The sequence below is a fragment of the Actibacterium sp. 188UL27-1 genome, from assembly GCF_016901225.1.
In the GTDB taxonomy this organism is placed as follows: domain Bacteria; phylum Pseudomonadota; class Alphaproteobacteria; order Rhodobacterales; family Rhodobacteraceae; genus 188UL27-1.
The window spans coordinates 86,722-106,771 of the sequence record NZ_JAFEUL010000014.1 but is presented as its reverse complement, the minus strand read 5'-3'; the positions used below and the strand labels follow the sequence as shown (position 1 = coordinate 106,771).

20 protein-coding genes are annotated in these 20,050 nt (G+C 61.8%); 13 read left to right on the top strand and 7 right to left on the bottom strand.

Features of this window, described 5'->3' with window-relative positions:
- Window positions 1–68 precede the first annotated feature (68 nt).
- Both IU397_RS16825 and IU397_RS16820 read left to right on the top strand, forming a co-directional pair.
- The gene (locus IU397_RS16825) at window positions 69–473 is read left to right on the top strand and encodes a DUF983 domain-containing protein (protein ID WP_204415951.1); all 405 of its coding nucleotides are present in this window, start codon (window positions 69–71) and stop codon (window positions 471–473) included.
- Window positions 474–508: 35 nt separating this feature from the next.
- Window positions 509–1,192 carry an NUDIX hydrolase gene (locus IU397_RS16820; RefSeq protein WP_204415949.1) on the top strand — a complete coding sequence of 228 codons (684 nt, stop codon included), beginning with the start codon at window positions 509–511 and terminating at the stop codon, window positions 1,190–1,192.
- 23 nt (window positions 1,193–1,215) lie between these two features.
- Here the strand turns inward: IU397_RS16820 and IU397_RS16815 are convergent, their stop codons facing one another.
- On the bottom strand, window positions 1,216–2,091 hold the full coding sequence (locus IU397_RS16815; RefSeq protein WP_239479883.1) for a 1-acyl-sn-glycerol-3-phosphate acyltransferase: 876 nt from the start codon (window positions 2,089–2,091) through the stop codon (window positions 1,216–1,218).
- A 168-nt stretch (window positions 2,092–2,259) separates the two neighbouring features.
- Between IU397_RS16815 and IU397_RS16810 the strand changes: the two genes are divergently transcribed.
- Window positions 2,260–2,793: a hypothetical protein gene (locus tag IU397_RS16810; protein WP_204415947.1), complete on the top strand. Its 534-nt coding sequence runs from the start codon at window positions 2,260–2,262 to the stop codon at window positions 2,791–2,793.
- A gap of 40 nt (window positions 2,794–2,833) precedes the next feature.
- Here IU397_RS16810 and IU397_RS16805 read toward each other — a convergent pair whose 3' ends face one another.
- Both IU397_RS16805 and IU397_RS16800 read right to left on the bottom strand, forming a co-directional pair.
- On the bottom strand, window positions 2,834–3,733 hold the full coding sequence (locus tag IU397_RS16805; protein WP_239479882.1) for a DMT family transporter: 900 nt from the start codon (window positions 3,731–3,733) through the stop codon (window positions 2,834–2,836).
- Window positions 3,734–3,768: 35 nt separating this feature from the next.
- The gene (locus tag IU397_RS16800; protein WP_204415945.1) at window positions 3,769–4,686 is read right to left on the bottom strand and encodes a fatty acid desaturase; all 918 of its coding nucleotides are present in this window, start codon (window positions 4,684–4,686) and stop codon (window positions 3,769–3,771) included.
- Between the two features lie 108 nt (window positions 4,687–4,794).
- On the opposite strand from IU397_RS16800, the gene IU397_RS16795 reads away from it, so the two are divergent.
- Window positions 4,795–5,655, top strand: a complete 861-nt coding sequence (locus tag IU397_RS16795) for a helix-turn-helix domain-containing protein (RefSeq protein WP_204415943.1) — start codon at window positions 4,795–4,797, stop codon at window positions 5,653–5,655.
- Between the two features lie 159 nt (window positions 5,656–5,814).
- Here IU397_RS16795 and IU397_RS16790 read toward each other — a convergent pair whose 3' ends face one another.
- Both IU397_RS16790 and IU397_RS16785 read right to left on the bottom strand, forming a co-directional pair.
- Window positions 5,815–6,633 carry a siderophore-interacting protein gene (locus tag IU397_RS16790; protein WP_204415941.1) on the bottom strand — a complete coding sequence of 273 codons (819 nt, stop codon included), beginning with the start codon at window positions 6,631–6,633 and terminating at the stop codon, window positions 5,815–5,817.
- Window positions 6,630–6,839, bottom strand: a complete 210-nt coding sequence (locus tag IU397_RS16785) for a hypothetical protein (protein WP_204415939.1) — start codon at window positions 6,837–6,839, stop codon at window positions 6,630–6,632. The genes IU397_RS16790 and IU397_RS16785 overlap by 4 nt, the downstream gene beginning before the upstream one ends.
- Window positions 6,840–7,261: 422 nt before the next feature.
- On the opposite strand from IU397_RS16785, the gene IU397_RS23410 reads away from it, so the two are divergent.
- Both IU397_RS23410 and IU397_RS23405 read left to right on the top strand, forming a co-directional pair.
- A complete protein-coding gene (locus IU397_RS23410) occupies window positions 7,262–7,597 on the top strand; it encodes a LysR family transcriptional regulator (protein ID WP_239479881.1) in 336 nt (111 codons plus the stop codon).
- Window positions 7,597–7,893, top strand: coding sequence for a LysR substrate-binding domain-containing protein (locus IU397_RS23405; protein ID WP_239479880.1), 297 nt, complete (start codon window positions 7,597–7,599; stop codon window positions 7,891–7,893). Before IU397_RS23410 ends, IU397_RS23405 begins: the two co-directional genes overlap by 1 nt.
- Here the strand turns inward: IU397_RS23405 and IU397_RS16775 are convergent.
- Window positions 7,883–9,607 carry a hypothetical protein gene (locus IU397_RS16775; protein ID WP_204415938.1) on the bottom strand — a complete coding sequence of 575 codons (1,725 nt, stop codon included), beginning with the start codon at window positions 9,605–9,607 and terminating at the stop codon, window positions 7,883–7,885. The two genes, IU397_RS23405 and IU397_RS16775, sit on opposite strands and share 11 nt — an antisense overlap.
- A gap of 272 nt (window positions 9,608–9,879) precedes the next feature.
- Complete coding sequence (locus IU397_RS16770) at window positions 9,880–10,923, bottom strand: aldo/keto reductase (RefSeq protein WP_204415936.1); 1,044 nt, start codon at window positions 10,921–10,923, stop codon at window positions 9,880–9,882.
- 143 nt (window positions 10,924–11,066) lie between these two features.
- Between IU397_RS16770 and IU397_RS16765 the strand changes: the two genes are divergently transcribed.
- The 7 genes from IU397_RS16765 to IU397_RS16735 all read left to right on the top strand — a co-directional run bounded on the left by IU397_RS16765 (window position 11,067) and on the right by IU397_RS16735 (window position 19,992).
- Window positions 11,067–11,636, top strand: coding sequence for a YceI family protein (locus IU397_RS16765; RefSeq protein WP_204415934.1), 570 nt, complete (start codon window positions 11,067–11,069; stop codon window positions 11,634–11,636).
- Window positions 11,637–12,284: 648 nt separating this feature from the next.
- Complete coding sequence (locus tag IU397_RS16760; protein ID WP_204415932.1) at window positions 12,285–12,812, top strand: group II intron maturase-specific domain-containing protein; 528 nt, start codon at window positions 12,285–12,287, stop codon at window positions 12,810–12,812.
- A 464-nt stretch (window positions 12,813–13,276) separates the two neighbouring features.
- Window positions 13,277–13,939: an MFS transporter gene (locus IU397_RS16755; RefSeq protein WP_370541714.1), complete on the top strand. Its 663-nt coding sequence runs from the start codon at window positions 13,277–13,279 to the stop codon at window positions 13,937–13,939.
- A gap of 101 nt (window positions 13,940–14,040) precedes the next feature.
- The gene (gene metG, locus IU397_RS16750) at window positions 14,041–15,759 is read left to right on the top strand and encodes a methionine--tRNA ligase (RefSeq protein ID WP_204415930.1); all 1,719 of its coding nucleotides are present in this window, start codon (window positions 14,041–14,043) and stop codon (window positions 15,757–15,759) included.
- Window positions 15,760–15,885: 126 nt separating this feature from the next.
- Window positions 15,886–16,542, top strand: coding sequence for an ABC transporter ATP-binding protein (locus tag IU397_RS16745; protein WP_204415929.1), 657 nt, complete (start codon window positions 15,886–15,888; stop codon window positions 16,540–16,542).
- A complete protein-coding gene (locus IU397_RS16740) occupies window positions 16,539–18,956 on the top strand; it encodes an ABC transporter permease (RefSeq protein ID WP_204415928.1) in 2,418 nt (805 codons plus the stop codon). Before IU397_RS16745 ends, IU397_RS16740 begins: the two co-directional genes overlap by 4 nt.
- Window positions 18,946–19,992 (top strand): lipocalin-like domain-containing protein, encoded by a 1,047-nt coding sequence (locus tag IU397_RS16735; RefSeq protein ID WP_204415927.1) that lies wholly within the window; start codon window positions 18,946–18,948, stop codon window positions 19,990–19,992. Before IU397_RS16740 ends, IU397_RS16735 begins: the two co-directional genes overlap by 11 nt.
- The last annotated feature ends 58 nt before the right edge of the window (window positions 19,993–20,050 follow it).

Genomic DNA, 20,050 nt, shown 5'->3' with positions numbered 1-20,050 from the left:
GGCGGATCGCCTCATCGCAAAACCGGCGACGCTGCGATATTGCGACGTAAATTGCCCGAGGACGCATCATGGACCAGGCAGCGCCGCCCACCACCGACGACACGGTCGCCCCGCGCGATCTGAAACAATCTCTCAAGCGCGGATGGCGCCGCCGGTGCCCGAACTGCGGCGCTGGTCCGATGATGTCGGGATTTTTGAAGGTCCGCGACACCTGCCCGGTCTGCAACGAGGAACTGCATCACCACCGCGCCGATGACGGCCCGGCCTATATCACCATCCTGATCGTCGGGCATTTGATGGCGCCCTTGCTGCACATTTTTTTCGTGCAGTTGCGGCCTGACCCTCTGGTGACGGTTGCCGTCTTTTCGGTGGGATGCGTGGCGTTGTCTCTCTTCCTTTTGCCGCGGATCAAAGGCATGCTGATCGCGTTGCAATGGTCCAAGCGGATGCACGGTTTCGGCAAATCCGGATAACCGCAGGCGGACCTGTCGAAAGGACCGCGCCCGTGATGATCACACAGACCATGGATAAAACCCAGGTGCGCGACGCCGCGACCGTGATCGTGCACCGCGCCGGTGCGGATGGGCCGGAGATCCTGATGGGGCAGCGCGGCGCCAATGCCGTGTTCATGCCCAACAAGTTTGTCTTTCCGGGCGGGGCCGTGGATCCCGGCGATGCGGACATCCCATTGCTGGATCTACTGGCACAGCCCTGCCGGGACAGGTTGGGACAGTGCGCCCCAGCCGAACGCGCCCCGGCCCTGGTCGCCGCGGCCATTCGGGAGTTGTGGGAGGAGACGGGCCTTGTGTTGGGCGCGCCGGGGCCGTGGCCCGATGCCCCCGCCGATTGGCAGGGCTTTGCCGCGCGCGGCTATCGCCCGACTGCCGCATCCCTGCGGTTCGTTTTTCGCGCCATAACGCCGCCTGGACGGCCCCGGCGGTTTGACGCCCGGTTTTTCCTGACCGCGGCCAAGGGTTTATCCGGCGATATCAATGGCTTCTCAGATGCGTCAGATGAGCTGACCCATCTGCAATGGGTGCCGATCACACAGGCACGGAGCTTTGATCTGGCCTTTATCACCAAGGTGGTGCTGGCCGAGGTTGAGCCGCTGCTGACAATCGATGCACCGCCAGCGTCGGTTCCGTTTGTTGAGAATGACGACCCGGTTTCAACGGTCAAACGGTTGGTCTGATCCGACCCGCGCCGCGCGGTGGGTCAGTTGGCCAATGCGGCTTTGATCCATCGGGGACGGCGGGTTTGCGCGACAAGGGACACGGCGGGTGCATGGCGCCCACCCAGGCGCAGCGTGCGGGCGCGCAAATCCTCGATCGCCTCACCCGAATTCTTGGATAGCTGCCGGGCCGGAATGGGACGTCCGACGGTCAAATCAAAGGGTTGGCGGTGTTTGTTCAACGTCTCGTGGAACAGGGTGATGTCCCGCAGGGTCGGGTGGATCATGTCAAAGAGGTAGAACAGGACGGAATTCCGCGCCCGGATATTGATCGGGATCACATCCAGATCGAACTTGCGCGCGATCATGGCGGCCGATGCCATCCAGGGGCGTTCATGCAGGCTGAGATTGCGACGCTTGGCCAGGCGGCCCGAGGGAAAGATGACGCCGAGCCGCCCATCGGTGATGGCCTGACGGGTATAGGCCATCGTTTCCCGTGTTTTTCCATGGGTGCGCTTTTCGACGCGCCATTCGACGGGGGCGATCATGCTTTCAAGCTGCGGCACGGCGCGCAAGATGTCGACATTGGCGTAGTAGAATAGATCAGGCCGCCGCTTGGCCAGGACCGACCACATGATGACCCCATCGGCGATGCCGGTCGGATGATTGGCGACCACAAGGGCCGGACCCTTGGCCGGTATCCTGTCGAGTCCATCGACGGTGACTTCGCGCGCGATGAGGCTGGCGACATGGTCCATCAATTGCGGGCCGGTCGTGTGTTCCAATTGCTTTGCGATTTCGACCGTGCGGTTGTAGCTGAGCACGCGGTCCAGCACCCGGCGCACCTGTTGGGTGCCCGGCCGATCCGCAAAAAGCCACGGCGCGCGTTCAGCGATCAAAGGGTCTAGGCGATCTCTCATGGGCTCAACCATCACAACCACATGACAACGAAGTGACATTCAACGCGCGACCAAAACAGTTTGTTCCCGTTTGGAACCTGCGCAAATGCACTCAACATTGATTGAGTGTGTCATCGTCAAACGGTAAGCTCAACGCGGAATACATTTGTCTGATCAAAGGTCGTTAATATGCATATTCTTTTGGGGGTTTTGGCTGCCGCTGGCGCGTTATACTTCTGGTTAAGCCGTGCGCGAGATGCCGCGCATGCCACCCGTGAACTGACGGATATGGCCACTGATGTCCTGGGCGCGGCCCGGCGGTTCGGGTTTCGCAGGCGGGCGGATCAACACCCAGTCGAGTCGATTGATGAAGAGCGTCTGGCGGGGTCGGCGCTGGCCATCGCGTTTCTGGAGATGGGGAAATTCCCCACCGAAGAGCAAAAGCAGACATTGTTGCGGTCGGTGCAATCGACCTATGGCATGGACAAACCCGCAGCCGAGGAGGCGATGATCCTGGGCCATTGGCTCGTCTCGGAATGCGGTACGATCGATGCCGCGGTGAGCCGGTTGGCGAAAAAGCTGTTGCGGCTGGGCGGGCAAGACGCGCTGAACCCGGTGCTGGAAATGGTGAAGGGTTTCACCGGCGATGCCGGGTTGAGCGACAAGCAAACTGATGCCGTTCAGGAGGTTGCCCGGATCTTTCGCCGGACGGGGCGCAGCTGACGCCGGATTGTGGTGGGCCGGATGACCGCCCTGCCCGCCATCATGGACCCGCCGCCAAGACGACACCCAGGATGCTGAGCATCAGCAGGGCGATGCCTGCTACTTCGCGCCGTGTCGGGATCTCCTGAAAGATCAGGATGCCGCCAAGGAGGCTGAAGATCAGTTCAATCTGGCCCAGGGCATAGACATAGGCGGCGGTCTGGAGCGAAAAGGCCGCGAACCAGCACAGGCTGCCCAGCATGCCGGTGAGGCCGACAGCCCCCGCCACCCGCCAGGCCCGCAGCACATGCCCGATCTGCGCCCTGTCCCGCCACAGGAACCAGAGCGTCATGCCCGCCACCTGGAGGGCCGTGACCATCAGCAGCGCGGCACCGGCCCGCAGGATCAGGTCATCGGTCGGCAGCGCCAGGGTTGCACCCCGCACCGCCACGCCCGCCAAGGCAAAGAACGCCCCGGACAGCAGGCCCAGCCCGGCGGCCCGGTTGAAGAACCGGCCCCTGCCCATCGCAGCGGGCGCGTCGGACAGGATAACCAGCGCCACCAGCCCGATCAGGAGCGCGATGAGGCCCGTTCCGCTGACAGCTTCCCCCAGCAGGACAAGCCCGACCAAGGAGGTTTGCAGCACTTCGGACTTTTTGAACGTGATGCCGACGGCGAACTGGCGCAAGGCAAAGAGCGCCACCACGCAGACGGTCGCCAGCACCTGGGACGCCGCAGCCAGCAGCGCCCAAAGCCAGAAAAGCGCCGACATCGGCGGCAGACTGGTCTGTGCCGCATAAAGCGCAACGCCAAGGGCCACCACCGGCAGGGAAAAGACGAACCGCGCATAGGTCGCCCCCGCCGCGGACAGACCCATATCCTTGAGCCGTTTTTGCAGCATGAACCGCAGGTTCTGAAAGAACGCGGCAGCGATTGTGAGGGGGATCCAAAGCTCGATCATATCCGCGCGACACTGTCAGAGCCGCGCGGGCGATGCTAGGGTTGCCGGGTCGTGTCAGCCGGCATGAGGGGGTGCGGCACCGGATCCTTGGAGCGGAACAGGTAGCGGCCCACGACCTCGGCATAGGACCGGTAGATGTAGCCGTCATTCATGCGCAGGAACCGGTCTTTGCCCGCCGCATAGATCCCGGGCAGTTCATACCAGGCCGCGCCGGGATGGATATGGTGCACGACGTGGAGATTGTTGTTGAGAAACAGCAGGGCCAAGGGGCCGCGATCTTCGATAATCACGGATCGAGCGCGGCTGATATCGTGGGCGCGGTGTTCGAGGAAGGAGCGGATCTTGAGCAGGCCGAGGCCAAGGTAGACGCCCAACAGATAAGCCCAGACCGGCAGCGGCGCGGCCCCCACCAGCGCCAGGACGACCAGCGCCGCCGGGATATGCCAGAGCCATCCGCGCAAGACGGCCCGGTTCCCGGCGCGGATGGCACGCAGATCCCACAGCACGAACATGACCTGCCCCACGACAGGCCCCAGCACGATGCGCCCGGCAAGCGTGTTGTTGGCGCGCAGGATATATTGGATGCCGCGCGGCAGGCCCGACCAGATGGCCGGGTCCAGGAAATTGCTTTCGGGATCATCATAGGGGTCGGTCAGGCGGGCATCGCGGTGATGCGCCAGATGCGTGTCGCGGAACCGCAGATAGGGGATCACCAGGGCCAGGGCGGGGGCGATCAGCGCCGTGTTGAGCCATATCAGGCGGGTGGGATGGCCATGGATCACCTCATGCTGGAGGGAGGCGTGGAACGCGACCGAGACGGCAATCACAAGCACCGCAAATGTCGGCGACAGGGTTGCCAGGGGCCACAGGGCACCGAGCCAAAGAAGATAGCATAAGGCAATAAGGCAAAGGGTGGGCCACGCGGTTGCGGGGCCGGAACGCGCAAGTGTCATTACAGATTTTCGGTTGTTTCCGTCAGCTGTCAGTTAGATGACAGCAGCAGGGTTGCAGAAGACCATATATCGTTAACAAAATGCAAAATCGGTGATAAAAATTAGCATATGATGAAAAAAGTGGATAAGCGGGATCGTGCCGACCTGTTTCGGCAACGATTGTCCCGGGCCATTGCCGAAACGGGGATCAGCCAGGCGGCGTTGGCGCGGCAGATCGGGGTCAATCGTTCGACCATCAGCCAGGTTTTGACGGCCAGCGATGCGCGGCTACCCAATGCGCAGATCGTGGGGGAATGCGCGGGCGCGCTGGGGGTCAGTGCGGATTGGTTGCTGGGCCTGTCGGAGCGGCCCGAGCGCGCGGCGGATATGGTGGCCGCCTCCGTTACCGTGTCAGAGGCGCAGCGGGCCCTGATCGATGAGCAGATCTATACCTGGCACGAGGAGGCGAAAGGCTACAAGATCCGCCATGTGCCCGCCACCCTGCCCGATATGCTGAAGACCCGCGACATGCTGGTCTGGGAATACAGCCCCCATCTGGGTCGCAGCACCGAAGCCGCGATCCAACTGGCGGAGGAACGGCTGGGTATCCTGCGCACCGGGGAGCTGGATATCGAAATTGCGATGCCGCTACATGAGTTGCGCGCCTTTGCCCGGGCCGAAGGGTATTATGACGGGGCCCCTGCCGGGATGCGCAAGGCGCAGCTGGCCTGGCTGCGGCATGCCCATGACCAGTTCTATCCCAGTTTGCGGATCAGCTTTTACGATGCACAGCAGTTGTATTCTGCGCCGATCACGGTGTTCGGGCCATTGCTGGCCGTGCTCTATCTGGGATCACATTACCTGGCCTTCCGCGATACGGAGCGGATCCGCATCCTGACCCGCCATTTCGACGGCCTGGTCCGCGAGGCCAAGGTCAGCGACCGTGACGCCCCGGGCCTGCTAGAAGAGCTGGAAAGCGCGATCCCCTGAGCCGCGCCGCGCCAGATCTGACCAAAGGGGAAAAGACCCGCAAGTCGCTAAAGCGCCATCCGCAGAGGAACACGGCCAGTGGAGATGGCACGATGACACTAATCATGACCGCACTCATCGGGTGCAAAGGTCTGGAGTTGTTACCGCGCGGGCCGTGGTTTACCCGGCCTCTGCCCGTTTGACCTTTTGATGTTCGTCCTCGACCAACCCGATCTTCCAGTAACCCGAGATGTAGGTATCCCCGCGCGCGACGTTCTTTTCGGTGGCAAGGAAGCCACGAAGCGACCGGATCACCCCGGATTCGCCCGCGATACAGGTCTGCACGCGACCAGCGGGCCAGTTCAAGGATCGGATGAGGTCTTCTTGCGCCTGTGAAGGCACATGCGGATCCGGCTGAATGAGCCAATGGACATCGATGCCGCCGGGTATGTCGATGTTCTGGCGGTCTTCGGGTGAGGTCACCTCAAATATCGCGACACCCTCTGCGTCGCGCGGCATGGCTTCCAATGTAGCAGCCGCGACCGGAATGGCGGACGGGTCCGCGGCGATCAGATACCAGTCGGCCTCAAAATGTGGGACCTTGGGCGCGCTTGGGCCGGCAAATCCAAGAAAGTCACCGGGTTTCGCTTGGCTGGCCCAACGTGATGCGGGGCCGTTGTCACCATGGGCGACGAAATCGATGGTCAGTCGCCCCGTTGCGGCGTCAAATTTGCGGACGGTGTAGGTGCGTTTGACGGGGGGCAGACCGCCCTGCAACCGCGCGGCAAAACCCTCTTTCGTCTCTCCGATATCGGGGATCATAAGCTTGCAATTGCCGCCCTCGCGGCCTGTGGGAAATCCAGCAAGCTCCGGCCCGGCAAAGACGACACGGATCATGTTCGGTGTCAGAAACCATGCGTCTTTTACCGTCAGAACCCGTGGGCTGGGACGGCCTATTGCGTTGCGTGCAGCCTGGGTGACCTTGGATAAAAGTGTCATGCGGGTGTGCCTTTCGGTTCTGGCTTAGAACTTGCCGGAGTTTCCCCATGTTTCACGGGGCCAATCTCTTCTTCATTCATCCAGTGTTCGACGATTTTGTCCCCTGCCACACGATAGAGGTCAAAGACGGCGATGTCTGTGCCTGCAGCATGGCACTTGCCGCAGGTCAAGGCAAAGCCGCCTTGCCCGATCAGTTGAAACAGCATCTCGTAAGTGCCCGCAGCGTCTGAGGCCAACCAGTCTTTAACGCCGTCCGGACCGCTTGGATAGATCCCCCTCGGTGTAGGTGGTTGCGTTGCTCAAACCGGAAACCGGACTGAGGGGCGACCTGCGCAGGGGTGGTTTCACCCGTCATGTCCAATGCGTAGACTGCGCCGTCGTGGCAATCACCGACAAACGAGGAGCCTGTATCCGGGAATTCGCGTGCATCTGCGAATTTCAGATTAAGTTCGGTGCTTAGCGCCAAACATTGGTCATCCTCCGTGACGTTGCATGCGGGTGACCGCCGGGGGGGGGTGGCGATTGGCAGATGGCCCGCGCCTCCCCGTGCTTCTCATGAAGGCCGGGTTTCTTGGATTGCTTCGAATATTCGCTGATTTCAGAGGAAAATGGTCCGCAAGACAGAACAATGATTGATCACCTAAGACAGATGGCAATCCTCGCACTTGTGGTCGATGAGGGGTCATTTCGCGCGGCAGCCAAGGACCTTGGTCTTGCCCCCTCACGGATCAGCGAAACGGTATCTGAGCTAGAGGCCTATCTTGGCGTGACCCTGCTTTATCGCACGACGCGGAAAATCACGCTGACGAATGGAGGCCGGATCTTTTATGCCCGCGTTGTCGGCATGGTACGCAGTGCTGAGGCGGGGCTGAACGAACTCAACGCCCTTTCCCTGGAGCCGGTGGGGGCCTTGCGGCTTTCGTTGCTTGCCTTTTTGGCGGCTGGCTGGACAAGAGTGCGATGATGTCGCGCAAGCTGGCGGATGGGCGGCGGTATCTGGTGGCTGGTACGGATTACGCACGGGCCCGCAGGACGCCAAGACGGCCATCTGACTTGGAAGATTGGGATTGGATCCGCTATCAGCAGCGGGCAGATCCGACTGAGTTTACGTCGCCAAAGGGAAAGACCGAAAAGGTCACCGGCCGGGCCCAGATCGAGGCCGATAGCGTGGATGTGCTTTACCACTTTGCCACGCAAAATATCGGAGTAACGATCCTGCCGTCCTTCCTTGCTGAACGCGGTGTCGCACTCAAAAGCTGAAATCGTCATTCGAGAGGTTGCGGTGCATTTTCGCCACGACGATGGCGCGGAACGCAAGGATATGTCCATCAAGCCTTGGAGAACGCAAACGCGCGCGCCCCTGAGCGGAGAATAGATCCAGCGCGCTGTATACCATGCCTTGCAAACCCCAGAGTGACAGCAAACGCCCAAAACCCTTGCCTGCGCGGAACTCCGAAAGGATGGCTTTGGTCAGGTCGGCGCCGAGCGCAGTTTCCACATATGGCTGGGCCAGTTGCTGGCGCAGATAGGTATGGAATTCCGGCTGCCGCAGGAGACGCCGCAAGGATTGACCCGTGCCTTTTGAGGCGACCGGAATATCGACGTCGAATTCAGCGACGATCTGACGAAACAACGCCTTATTTGCCCGCGCATTGTCTGGAAGCGTGCGGACGACCGTCAGAATTTTTTCAGACAAGAGTGGGCTGATCTGTTCCAGATAGGGATATTTGACGTCGGCCAACGCGGCGGTCACGCTAGACAACCGGAAATGATGCATGAGCCTGTCGCGCCACGTTTGCAGCGTTTCATCGGGTTGCCGACCAAGCTCTTGCGACAAGACCTGCCCAGCGGTGGCATGCTTTCCAAGGATCCGCGGCACATTCCGAAAGTCGGCGGCAAGCAGACTGCCCACTGTGCCTCGCACTTCTCGCTCGGTCCTGACATGCCGTTGGCCAAATCCCATGTCACCGCGAATGAGGCCCTGGGTCGCGCTGTTGTGGAGGTCCCGCCAGCTTTCCATACCGTCCAGATAGCCGCGGAAGTGATCGATCCGCCCTTCACCGCAGAACAAGAAACGGTCGATCAGGCGCGCAACAGGCATCGCTGCAGTGTCTTTTTCGAGATATTGATGTTCGATCCCAAAAAGCCGGGCGAGGGCCTGTGCCAGCTTACCGTCCGTCCCTTCTTCTTCCGCGCGACCGCGCATGACGTATGTGATGGCCTTTAGCGATGTTGGCACACCGATTGTCTGGTGCAGAAACAAAAGGATCGACCGGCTGTCATACCCGCCTGACAGGGACAGGGCCCAGCGTTCGAAATCAAGCGCGGCGAGGTCTTTGATAGAGCAGGCGATCTGCTTGCGCAGGGCGTCTTTCTGATCAGACGGATTGGCATCATTCAAGCGGAACGGTGTCTTTCGCGTGTCGCGTGACAGCCGCCAGCCGCTCTTGTCGAGGGACAGTCTGGTGTTGTTTGGTACCTTTTTGACGCGGGCGTCCCAAGACAGCTCAGGCCCAAGCGATCCGCTGGACAAGACCCACGGGATGACCCGGGCATCGAAAACGAAATTGCCAAGATATTTGACAATGGCCCGCTGAGAAGTTGACGCAATGAGCACGTCATCATCGAAGTAATACCAGATGGTCCGGGACGCGACACAGTCGCTGAGGAGTTCAAAGGCTTCGGGGAAATCCCGGAAAATGGCGTAATTGCCATCGATCGCTGCGTGCTCCGCCGTTGACCAGTTGTCCTTGGCGGCATCCAGAACCAAGCCCAACAGAACATTTCTGGCCTGGACCGTCACCAGGGGGCTGAAGCCCGAGATGGCGAGACCCAGTTTGCCCTCCACCTGGACCAGTGTTTGGGACGTTGACGCGATATGATCAGGTGTCAGCGCGTCTGCGACGGCTTCAAGTCTACCGACAGTGTCTTTGCCCAGGGCGTTTCGGCCTACAACATATATCAGCTTTGCCATGGTGAAGAGATCCCGATGTCATTGTCTTTAAGCGCGTTATGGCGGTGATTTCGTCGTCATGTTTGGTGGGCAAAATGTCTGTCGCATCTCCGAACGGTGACGTAGTCGCGACGGCAGCACACCGTTCTGTTTGGGGGACGATGATGTAAGCAGGCCGTTGGTGAACGCAGCCGCGGGCATATCCGTCTTGGCAAAGCTGACGAGCGGAGAGCCAAAACGAATAGGCGCGTATGCACAAGGCCGATTTTGAACGCATGCGGTGTGTCGTGATATCAGTAAGGCATGGGATGGGCTTTGTGGGTCTCGGTGATGTCGGTCAGGACGTCGTCGGATAGGACGAGGTCTTTGCCGGCGAGAATGTGGTCGAGTTGATCCATCGTGGTTGCGCCAAAGATGGCGGACCCCATGAAGGGGCGGGTACAGCACCAGGCGAGCGCCATTTGCACCGGGTCAAGGTCATGTTTTCGGGCAACGGCGAGATAGGCATCAACGGCGACGGCGGTCCGGTCTCCCCAGCGCCCACCGATCCCTTCGCTGATCGCGCGACGGCTGCCATCGGGTATCGCGCCGTTCTGGTATTTGCCGGACAGCAGACCCGCCCCAAGGGGGGAGAAGGCCAGAAGGCCCACGTTTTCGTTCACTGACAGCTCGGCCAGATCCGTGTCATAGAGACGACAGAGCAGGGAATATTCGTTCTGGATCGAGATGACCTCGGGCGCGCCGGTCAGCCGGGCCAGGCGCAGCCATTCGCACGTGCCCCAGGCGGTTTCGTTGGAGAGGCCAAAGTGGCGGATCTTGCCCTTGGCCCGCATCTCGGCCAGCTTTTCAAGGACGGCGACCATGTGATCCTCGGTCTGGGCGCGGTTCTGGCCGGACGGATCATAGCTCCAATTCTGCCGAAAATGGTAGGAGCCGCGATTGGGCCAATGGAACTGGTAGATATCAATCATGTCGGTCTGGAGCCGCTTGAGAGAGCCATCCAGTGCCTCTTCAAGATCGCCGGGCTGAATGCCACGCCCGCCGCGGACAGAGGCACGGCCCGCTCCGCTCATCTTGGTGGCGAGGACAAAATCGTTGCGCCGCCCAGTGCGCCCGATCCAATTGCCGATGATCTGTTCGGTCAGGCCGACGGTTTCGTCGCGCACGGGATTTACCGGATACATCTCGGCCGTGTCGATGAAGTTGATACCGGCATCCAGGGCGCGGTCGATCTGGGCATGGCCCCCAGCCTCTGGCGTCTGGGTCCCCCAGGTCATGGATCCCAGGCACAGATCCGTGACCTCAAGATCGCTGTTGCCCAACATGTTGCGTTTCATGGCGCATCCCCCGCATCAAATGTCGCGCGGAGCCTATGGCGTGAGACGACGGGGGCAAGGCGAAAGTCACGCAACGGTGACAGCGCCCACAAAATCAAACGCGACCGCCATGCGTAGAAGGCATGAACCAAAGGAGAGAGTTCATGATTTCCGTTTTACGCATTGTTCTTTTATTGCTTTTCGTTGGCAGCGCCCCTGCGGCGGCGGCCCCATCTGAGTATGCCCTCGATCCCGGCCAATCCGCGGTCGGGTTCACCTACACGTTCGAGGGACGCGACATTCAGGGCCAGATGCCCATAACCCGCGCGGATCTAACCGTAGATTTTAACAACCTGTCCGCCAGCACGGCGGTGGTGGAATTGAACGTGGCCAAGGCGCGAGCCGGTTTCGTCTTTGCCACCCAGGCCATGCGCGGACCCAAGGTGCTGGATAGCGGGCGGCATCCGCGCATTCGGTTCGTCAGCAACCGGTTCACGCGGGCCGGGCGCGGCGCGGTAGTGGACGGGCGGTTGACCATCCGGGGGGTGACCCGGCCCGTGCGGTTGAATGCCCGGTTTTTCCGAACGCCCGAGACGGATCCAGCAGATCTGCAGACGCTGGATATTCTGCTGAGCGGATCGGTGGATCGCAACGCCTTTGGTGCCAGCGGGTTTCGAAGCTATGTCGGGCCAAAGATCGATATTCGCATCAAGGCGCGTATCACAAAGCGGTAAGCATCGGGTCTGGCCTGCCCGCCTGAGCAGGCCAGATGGCGCAAATGCCAGATCCAGATCAAGGCGGCGATTGCGGCGTGGACCGGCCAGATCCATGGGCGTGGCAGGTGCCTCATGATCTCCTTCGCGGCCTTGTTTTTATCTGTTGTCCTGCTTTAGATCTCTTCGGGCAGAGGAAGGCCGTTGGATGCGTTGTCCGGTCTGGAATTGGAGTTCACCACGGCGCAGATCGGTCTGCTGGGATCGGTGCATTTCCTGGGCTTCTTCATCGGCTGATGGTGGACGCCGCGCCTGATGGGCAGCTTGGGTCAGATGCGCTGGGCGCATTTCAGTGAGGTGGAAGGCCTCACGTTTTTGTCCTGCGCAGGGGCAGATCAGGCAGACAGGTGACCTTCTCCGACCTATTCAATCTGATCTGTGATCGCAGAAGCTGATCGAGGCCTGGATCAGGCTGGCCCGGAACCGGGGCAGTCAGACACCGGACACTGACGGCATGACGCGGTGCAGGATTGAAGGGCAAGAGGCTCATCCGATCCTTCCTGAAGGCAGGCACCATGATTGAAGGCGGCCTTGGGCATTCGGCAACAGGCACGCTTCAGGGCGGCGTGCTATCACCGCTTTTGGCGCATGTCTTCCTGCATCGGCTCGATGAGCGCTATGACAGGTGGATGCCGCGCCCGCGTGCAAACCCAACGATGTGGTGGCCGCCGCCGGTTCGACCGACACCACGGCAAGCCCACATTCTACAGGCTGCATTACGCGGACGACTTCGTTGTGCTTGTTGTCGGCTCCCGGCAACAGGCGGAAGCCGAGCGAGAGGCCCTGGCGCAGTTCCTCTGGGACGAAATGCGTCTGGAACTCTCAGCGGAGAAGACCCTGATCACCCGCCCTGAAGGGGGCTTCATCTTCCTTGGATACCGCATTGTTCGCACCAAGTCGTATCGCAACGGCGATTGGGTGGGCAATCTGCGCATACCGAAGGGAACGGTGAAGGCTTTGCGCCGGAAGATCAGGAAACGGACGTCACGAGCCACGCTCGTGCTCCCGTTCAAGGATCTGATCTGGTCGCTCAACCCTCTGATCTGCGGATGGCGGAATGACGTCCAATACGCCACCGGTGCCCGCGATGAGTTCCAGTCTCTGGACCACCGGCTCCCGCATCGGATCGACCAGTGACTTCAAAAGAAGCACCGCATGACCGGGGCAAAGAAACTGCGGGCCACGTTCCGCGCCCGCCCGCATTCTCCGATGCGGAACCGCTGGCGCGACGGCAAGGCCATATCAAAGCGGGTCTTGGATGGGGGCACGCGTCACTATCGCAATCGAGGTGTCAGAATACCAAACGGATGGACTGAAAACGAACCGGTGGCGAACCTGCCATGCAGGGCGCATCCCAGTTCTGGCGCCTATACCACGCGCTCGAAACCATGCAATCCACCGCCGGCTAGCCAGCCCATGGAGCGCTGAATGCCGGGAAACTCGCACATCCCGTTCGCAGAACGGGGACCATGAAACCTACTCCAGCAATGGAGCAAGCCGCATCATCTCAACTCTAAAATCCAGGCACGGCGATAAAGGTCCGATCCGTTTTCACTTGGCCTGAAACACCCCGGGCTCCGCGCCTGCGCCCTGCCCTGGCTTTGGCCAAATCTCCGCTGGCGGTTCTGGCCGTTGTCGTGTCCGGACTGACATCGGCGGCGTTTCGGATGATCGGGGTGGTCTATGGCCGGGAGGTCGGGCTGACAGACCAGCGGATTGACCTGTTCCTGGCGGCGTTCGTCGCGGACGGTGCAATCGCACAGAGCCCGGCGGGAAGGCTGGCCGACAAATATGACCGGCGCTGCGTGCTGATCTGGTTTTCCGTCCTGGGCATCGCCTCCTGCGCGGTCACCGTGGGCAGCGCGGGAGTGGGGCCGGGGCTGGTTCCTGCGGCCGCTGCCCTGTTTGGATTTGCGACCTTTCCGATTTATTCCATCGCCGCCGCCCATGCCCATGATTTTGCCAATAGCAGCGAGCGGGTGGAGCTCTGCGTCGCCATTTTGTTTTTCTTCGCCGTGGGTGCCATTGCGTCACCACTGGTGGCGTCAGCGCTGCTGGAGGCGCTCGGCCCCACATCGCCGTTTGTGTTGACTTCAGCAGGGCATCCGATGCTGGTCGGGTTTGGCCTGGTGCGGATGCTGGCGCGGCCCACACGGGCCGAGCGGACCCGCTATGTTTACGCGCCGCGCATATCGTTCCTGATCGGGCGATTGCCCCGCAAGGGACGGGAGGCCAAGGCCCCACCCAAGGATGGCCACCCTTAACGCCACCCCTGCCCATCTTTTGCGTGCGGTTTTCAGGCGCCGCTGGCACTCTCCCAGCGGTTGGGTTAACTCCCCCCAAACTGCGCGACAAAGGACAGGCCATGACCCGCATCCTGATCACTTCGGCCATTCCCTATATCAACGGGGTCAAGCATTTGGGGACCCTCGTGGGATCGCAATTGCCGGCGGACCTTTATGCGCGGTTCATGCGGCAGCGTGGGGCTGAGGTGCTGTTTCTGTGTGCCACGGATGAGCATGGCACCCCGGCGGAGTTGGCGGCGACCAAGGCGGGGCTCGCTATCGAAGACTATTGCACCCAGATGCATGAGACCCAGGCCGAACTGTCCCGCGGGTTCCGTCTGTCATTCGACCATTTCGGGCGGTCGTCATCGGTGCAGAACAAGCGGCTGACCCAGTATTTCGCCGGAGTTCTGGCAGAGAACGGATTTATCGAGGAACGGTCGGAGAAGCAGGTTTATTCAAACACCGACGGGCGGTTTTTGCCGGACCGGTATATTGAAGGCACCTGCCCCAATTGCGGCTATGAGCGGGCCCGCGGCGATCAGTGTGAGAATTGTACCAAGCAGTTGGACCCGACCGATCTGATCAATCCGCGCAGTGTCATTTCGGGATCTACCGATTTGGAAGTGCGGGAGACCAAGCACCTGTACCTGAAACAGTCTGCGCTGAAAGATGATCTGGATGCCTGGATCGACAGCAAGACGGATTGGCCGATCCTGACAACATCCATCGCCAAGAAGTGGCTGCACGATGGTGACGGGTTGCAGGATCGCGGGATCACGCGGGATCTGTATTGGGGCGTGCCGGTGCAGAAAGGTGAAGAGCCCTGGCCGGGGATGGAGGGCAAGGTTTTTTACGTTTGGTTCGACGCGCCGATCGAGTATCTGGCCTGCGCTGCCGAATGGTCCGATGCGAACGGGACCGAAGATGAGGCGTGGTGGCGTTGGTGGCGTACGGATGAAGGCGCCGATGATGTGCGGTATGTGCAGTTCATGGGCAAGGATAATGTGCCGTTCCATACGCTGAGCTTTCCCGCCACCATCATGGGATCGCGCGAACCCTGGAAGCTGGTCGATTACATCAAGTCCTTCAACTTCCTGAACTATGAAGGCGGGCAGTTCAGCACCAGCCTGGGGCGCGGCGTGTTCATGGATGACGCGTTGGAGATTTTGCCGAGCGATTACTGGCGCTGGTGGTTGCTGTCGAATGCGCCCGAGACGTCGGATACCGAATTTACCTGGGAGAAATTCCAGGCCGGTGTGAACAAGGATCTTGCCGATGTGCTGGGCAATTTCGTGAGCCGGATCACCAAATTCTGCCGGTCGAAATTCGGCCAGGAAGTGCCTGCGGGGGGCGAAATTGGCGATGGCGGCACCGCACTGATTGCCGAGTTGGAAGGTCGGATCTCGACCTATGTCGGCCATATGGAGGCCATGGAAGTCCGAAAGGCCGCCGCGGAGTTGCGGGCCATTTGGGTGGCGGGCAACGAGTTTTTGCAGGCTGCGGCACCCTGGTCGACCATCAAGACGGATGTCGATCGGGCTGCGGCTGATACGCGGCTGGCGCTGAACCTGATCCGGGTCTACGCGGTCTTGTCCGCACCGTTCATTCCCGATGCCTCCGCGGCGATGCTGGCCGCGATGCGGACCGAGGAAACGATCTGGCCCGGCGATTTGACCACAGCTCTGTCGCGCCTGCCGCCCGGCCATGGGTTTGACGTGCCCGATGTACTGTTCCGCAAGGTCCTGGACGAGGAGCGCGAAGAATGGGCGGCGCGGTTTGCGGGGTCTGACAACTGACCAAGGTGGTTTGTCCCACTGCCGGTTTCGGAGCCTCCGGCGGGGATATTTTTGAACACATAATGGGGCAAGTTGGCGCTTTGCTGTGGCTGGTCGCGGGCTAGGTCCGCATCGACGGAGTTACTGATGCTGATTGAGGCACGCGATGTGCACAAGGCCTATCCGGTGGCGGGGGGCGCGGTCCAGGTTCTGGACGGGGTCAGCCTTTCGCTGGCGGCGGGAGAGACCTTGGCGCTGACCGGCGAGTCCGGCAGTGGCAAAAGCACATTCCTGCATTTGCTGGGCGCGTTGGATCATGTCGATCAGGGGGACATCGTGCTGAACGGGCAGTCCATCGGCGCGTTGGATGATGCCGGCCGGGCCGCGTTGCGCCGCGACCGGATCGGACTTGTCTTTCAGCAATTCAACCTGATCCCATCGCTTTGCGTGGCCGATAATCTGGCCTTTCAGGCGCGGTTGGCCGACACGGCAGATGCCGATTGGATCGCGACGCTGACGACACGTTTGGGTCTGGACGGGCTGGTGCGCCAATATCCGGAACAGCTGTCTGGCGGGCAGCAACAGCGGGTGGCCATCGGGCGCGCCCTGGCAGCCCGCCCCGCCCTGGTGCTGGCGGATGAGCCCACAGGCAACCTGGATGAGGCAACCGCGGCGGATGTGATGGACCTGATCCTGGATCTGGTGCGCGATACCGGTGCGGGGTTGTTGATGGTCACCCATTCCAGCGCGATTGCGGCACGGATGCAACGCCGGGTGCATCTGTCGGCGGGGCGGCTGGCGTGACGCGCGCGGCGTTGCAGGCCCTGCTGTCCCATTGGCGCAGGCAACCGCTGCAATTGGCCACGTTGCTGATCGGGTTGGCCCTGGCAACCGCCCTGTGGTCGGCCGTTCAGGCGATCAATGCCGAGGCGCGCAACAGTTATGACCGGGCCGCGGTATTCTTTGGCGGAACGGACTTGCAAGAATTGCAGCGCCGGGATGGCGGCCCGATCCCCCTGGCGACCTTTACGGCATTGCGGCAGGCGGGGTGGTTGGTCTCTCCGGTTGTGGAGGGGCGGATCCAGCGGGCGGACCAAGCGATCGATGTGATTGGGTTGGAGCCGTTTTCGGCGCCCCCCGGGACGTTGCCCCCTGAATTTGCGCAGCTGGTGCAGGAGAACCCGCAGGCCATGCTCCAAGACGGCGGCACCGGGTTTGTGGCGCCCGAAATGCTGGCCGATCTGGCAGAGGTGGCCGATCTGCCCCTGCTGCGTCCGGCTGTGAGCCTTCCCCCGGGCACGTTGGTGGCCGATATCGGCGTCGCCGCCACACTGCTGGACATACCAGACCAGATCACCCGGCTGGTTCTGGCGCCCGAACAGCCGCGCCGTCAACCTGATCTGGCCGAGGTCGCGCCGGACCTGGTGCAGCAGACCCGGGGCGCCGAAGGTGACATCGCCCGCCTGACCGACAGTTTTCACCTGAACCTGACGGCGTTTGGCCTGCTGTCTTTTGCCGTGGGTTTGTTCATTGTCCATGCCGCCATCGGCCTGTCATTCGAGCAACGCCGCGGCATGTTTCGCACGCTGCGCGCGGTGGGTTTACCTCTGCGGCGGCTGTTGCTGTTGCTGTTGGTGGAGTTGCTGGTGCTGGCCTGCCTGGCCGGTGCAGCAGGGATCGCGTTGGGCTATGTGATCGCGGGAGCGCTGTTGCCGGATGTCGCCGCGACCTTGCGCGGCCTTTATGGGGCGAGCGTCAGTGGCGATCTGAGCTTTCGCCCGCTTTGGGCCCTGACGGGGATCGGGATCGCGGTGTTGGGCACCCTCGTGGCTGCGGCGAGTGGGCTATGGGCCGTGGCGCGGATGCCGCTTTTGGCCAGTGCCCAACCGCGCGCCTGGGAACGGACCTCCGCCCGCGCGATTGCCGTTCAGGCTATGGCCGGGGTCGGGCTGTTGATCGCGGGCCTGCTGGCGACGGTGCTGTTTGACGGGTTGATCGCGGGGTTTGCCCTGCTGGGCGGGCTGTTGATGGGGGCTGCGCTGTGCCTGCCTGTGGTTTTGCGCGGATTGCTGAGCTTGGCGCAAGGGCGCGCCCGCTCCATCCGGGCGCAGTGGTTCTGGGCCGACACCAATCAGCAATTGCGCGGGCTCTCCCTGGCGCTGATGGCATTACTGCTGGCATTGGCCACGAATATCGGCGTGGGCACGATGGTATCGAGCTTTCGGTTGACCTTCCTCGGTTGGCTGGATCAGCGGCTGGCATCAGAGCTTTACGTCACCACCCGCAACGAGGAAGAGGCAACCCGCCTTCGGGCCTTTCTGGACGGCCGCGTCGATGCGGTCCTGCCCATCTGGTCGGTCATGGCGGATCTGAATGGTGCGCCGGGCCAGGTCTTTGGCATCGTTGATCACGCCACCTATCGTGACAGCTGGCCCATGTTGGAGGCCACGCCAACAGTTTGGGACGAGGTCGCAGGGGGCGCTGCCGTCCTGATCAATGAACAACTGGCGCGGCGCGCGGGCTATGGGTTGGGCGATACGCTGGCCGTGGAACCTGGTTGGGCATTTACCGTCGTCGGGATCTATTCCGACTACGGGAACCCGTCCGGGCAGGCCGTGATCGCCATCGACCAACTGATAGAGCGACATCCGGATGTGCCGCGGCTGCGCTATGGCCTGCGCATTCCACCCGACCAGATCGATGGGCTGACCGCGGCACTGGTGCAGGACCTTGGGTTAGAACCGGGACAAATCACCGATCAGGCGGCGATCAAACAGGTCTCGGTCCGGGTGTTCGAGCAAACATTTTCGGTCACCGGGGCATTGAACGTGCTGACCCTGTCGGTGGCGGGTTTCGCGATCTTCACGTCGCTGCTGACGCTGGCCAGCTTGCGGTTGCCGCAACTGGCCCCGGTCTGGGCATTGGGGCTGACGCGGGCGACACTGGCGCGGCTGGAACTGGGGCGCAGTCTTGTCCTGGCGGCGGCCACGTTTGTTGTTGCGGTGCCCACCGGGCTGGCCCTCGCCTGGGCGTTGCTGGCTGTCGTGAATGTCGAGGCGTTCGGTTGGCGCCTGCCCATGCATCTTTTTCCCGGACAGTGGTTGCGCCTGTTTGCACTGGCCCTGATCGCCGCGTTGTTGGCCGCGGCCCTGCCGGTGCGGCGATTGCGGCGGACGGCGCCGGCAGAGTTTCTGAAGGTTTTCGCCCATGAACGCTAAGGTCCTGATCCTGCTCACCCTCCTGTGGCCCGTCACCCTTTGGGCGCAGGGATTTGCCGGGCTCGGCAGCACGGCAGACGGTTTTGCGACGCCGCAACGCGGCACACCATTCGATTTTCCCACCGATCACGGCGCCCATCCGGATTACCGGATCGAATGGTGGTATCTGACGGCGAATCTCACGGGCGCCGATGGCCGGGATTACGGCATCCAATGGACCCTCTTTCGGTCCGCCCTGGCACCCGAGACCAGCCAGGGCTGGCAGGACCCGCAGGTCTGGCTGGGCCATGTCGGGCTGACAACGCCAGACGCGCATTTCACTGCCGAACGCTTTGCCCGCGGCGGAGTGGGCCAAGCCGGGGTGATCGCCGATCCCTTCCGCGCCTGGATCGATGAATGGGCCATGCAAGGCTCTGCCGGGGACGGGTTGAACGCCCTGACACTCAGCGCCCAGGGAGACGATTTCGGCTATGATCTGGGGCTGCGCGCGGACGGGCCGCTGGTCGCCCAGGGTCAAGGGGGCTATTCGGTGAAATCGGCGGCAGGACAGGCGAGCTATTACTATTCCCAGCCTTTCTACCAGATCGCCGGCACGCTCCACCTGCCAGGCGGACCGGTTGAGGTCACGGGTCAAGGCTGGCTTGACCGCGAATGGTCGTCCCAACCACTGGCCGCGGACCAGACGGGATGGGACTGGATCTCGCTCCACTTCGACGATGGCACCAAGCTGATGGGCTTTGCCCTGCGTGACGATGGCGCGGGGTATACGTCCGCTACCTGGATCGCGCCCGATGGCAAACCGACCTCCTATGGCGATGGTGCGCTGACCCTGACCCCGCTTGAAACGAGCGAAGTGGCAGGCCGCGACGTTCCCACCCGGTGGCAGGTTGATCTGCCCGACAAAGGGATCGCTGTCACGATTGATGCCCTGAACCCACAAAGCTGGATGGGCCTGTCCTTTCCCTATTGGGAAGGTCCCGTGCGGATCGAAGGTTCCCATCCCGGCCGGGGATATCTTGAGATGACAGGATACTGACCTGCGAGCCCGCTTTCTTTTTGGTGGAGATGTCACGGGGGGCAGCACCCCCAAACCC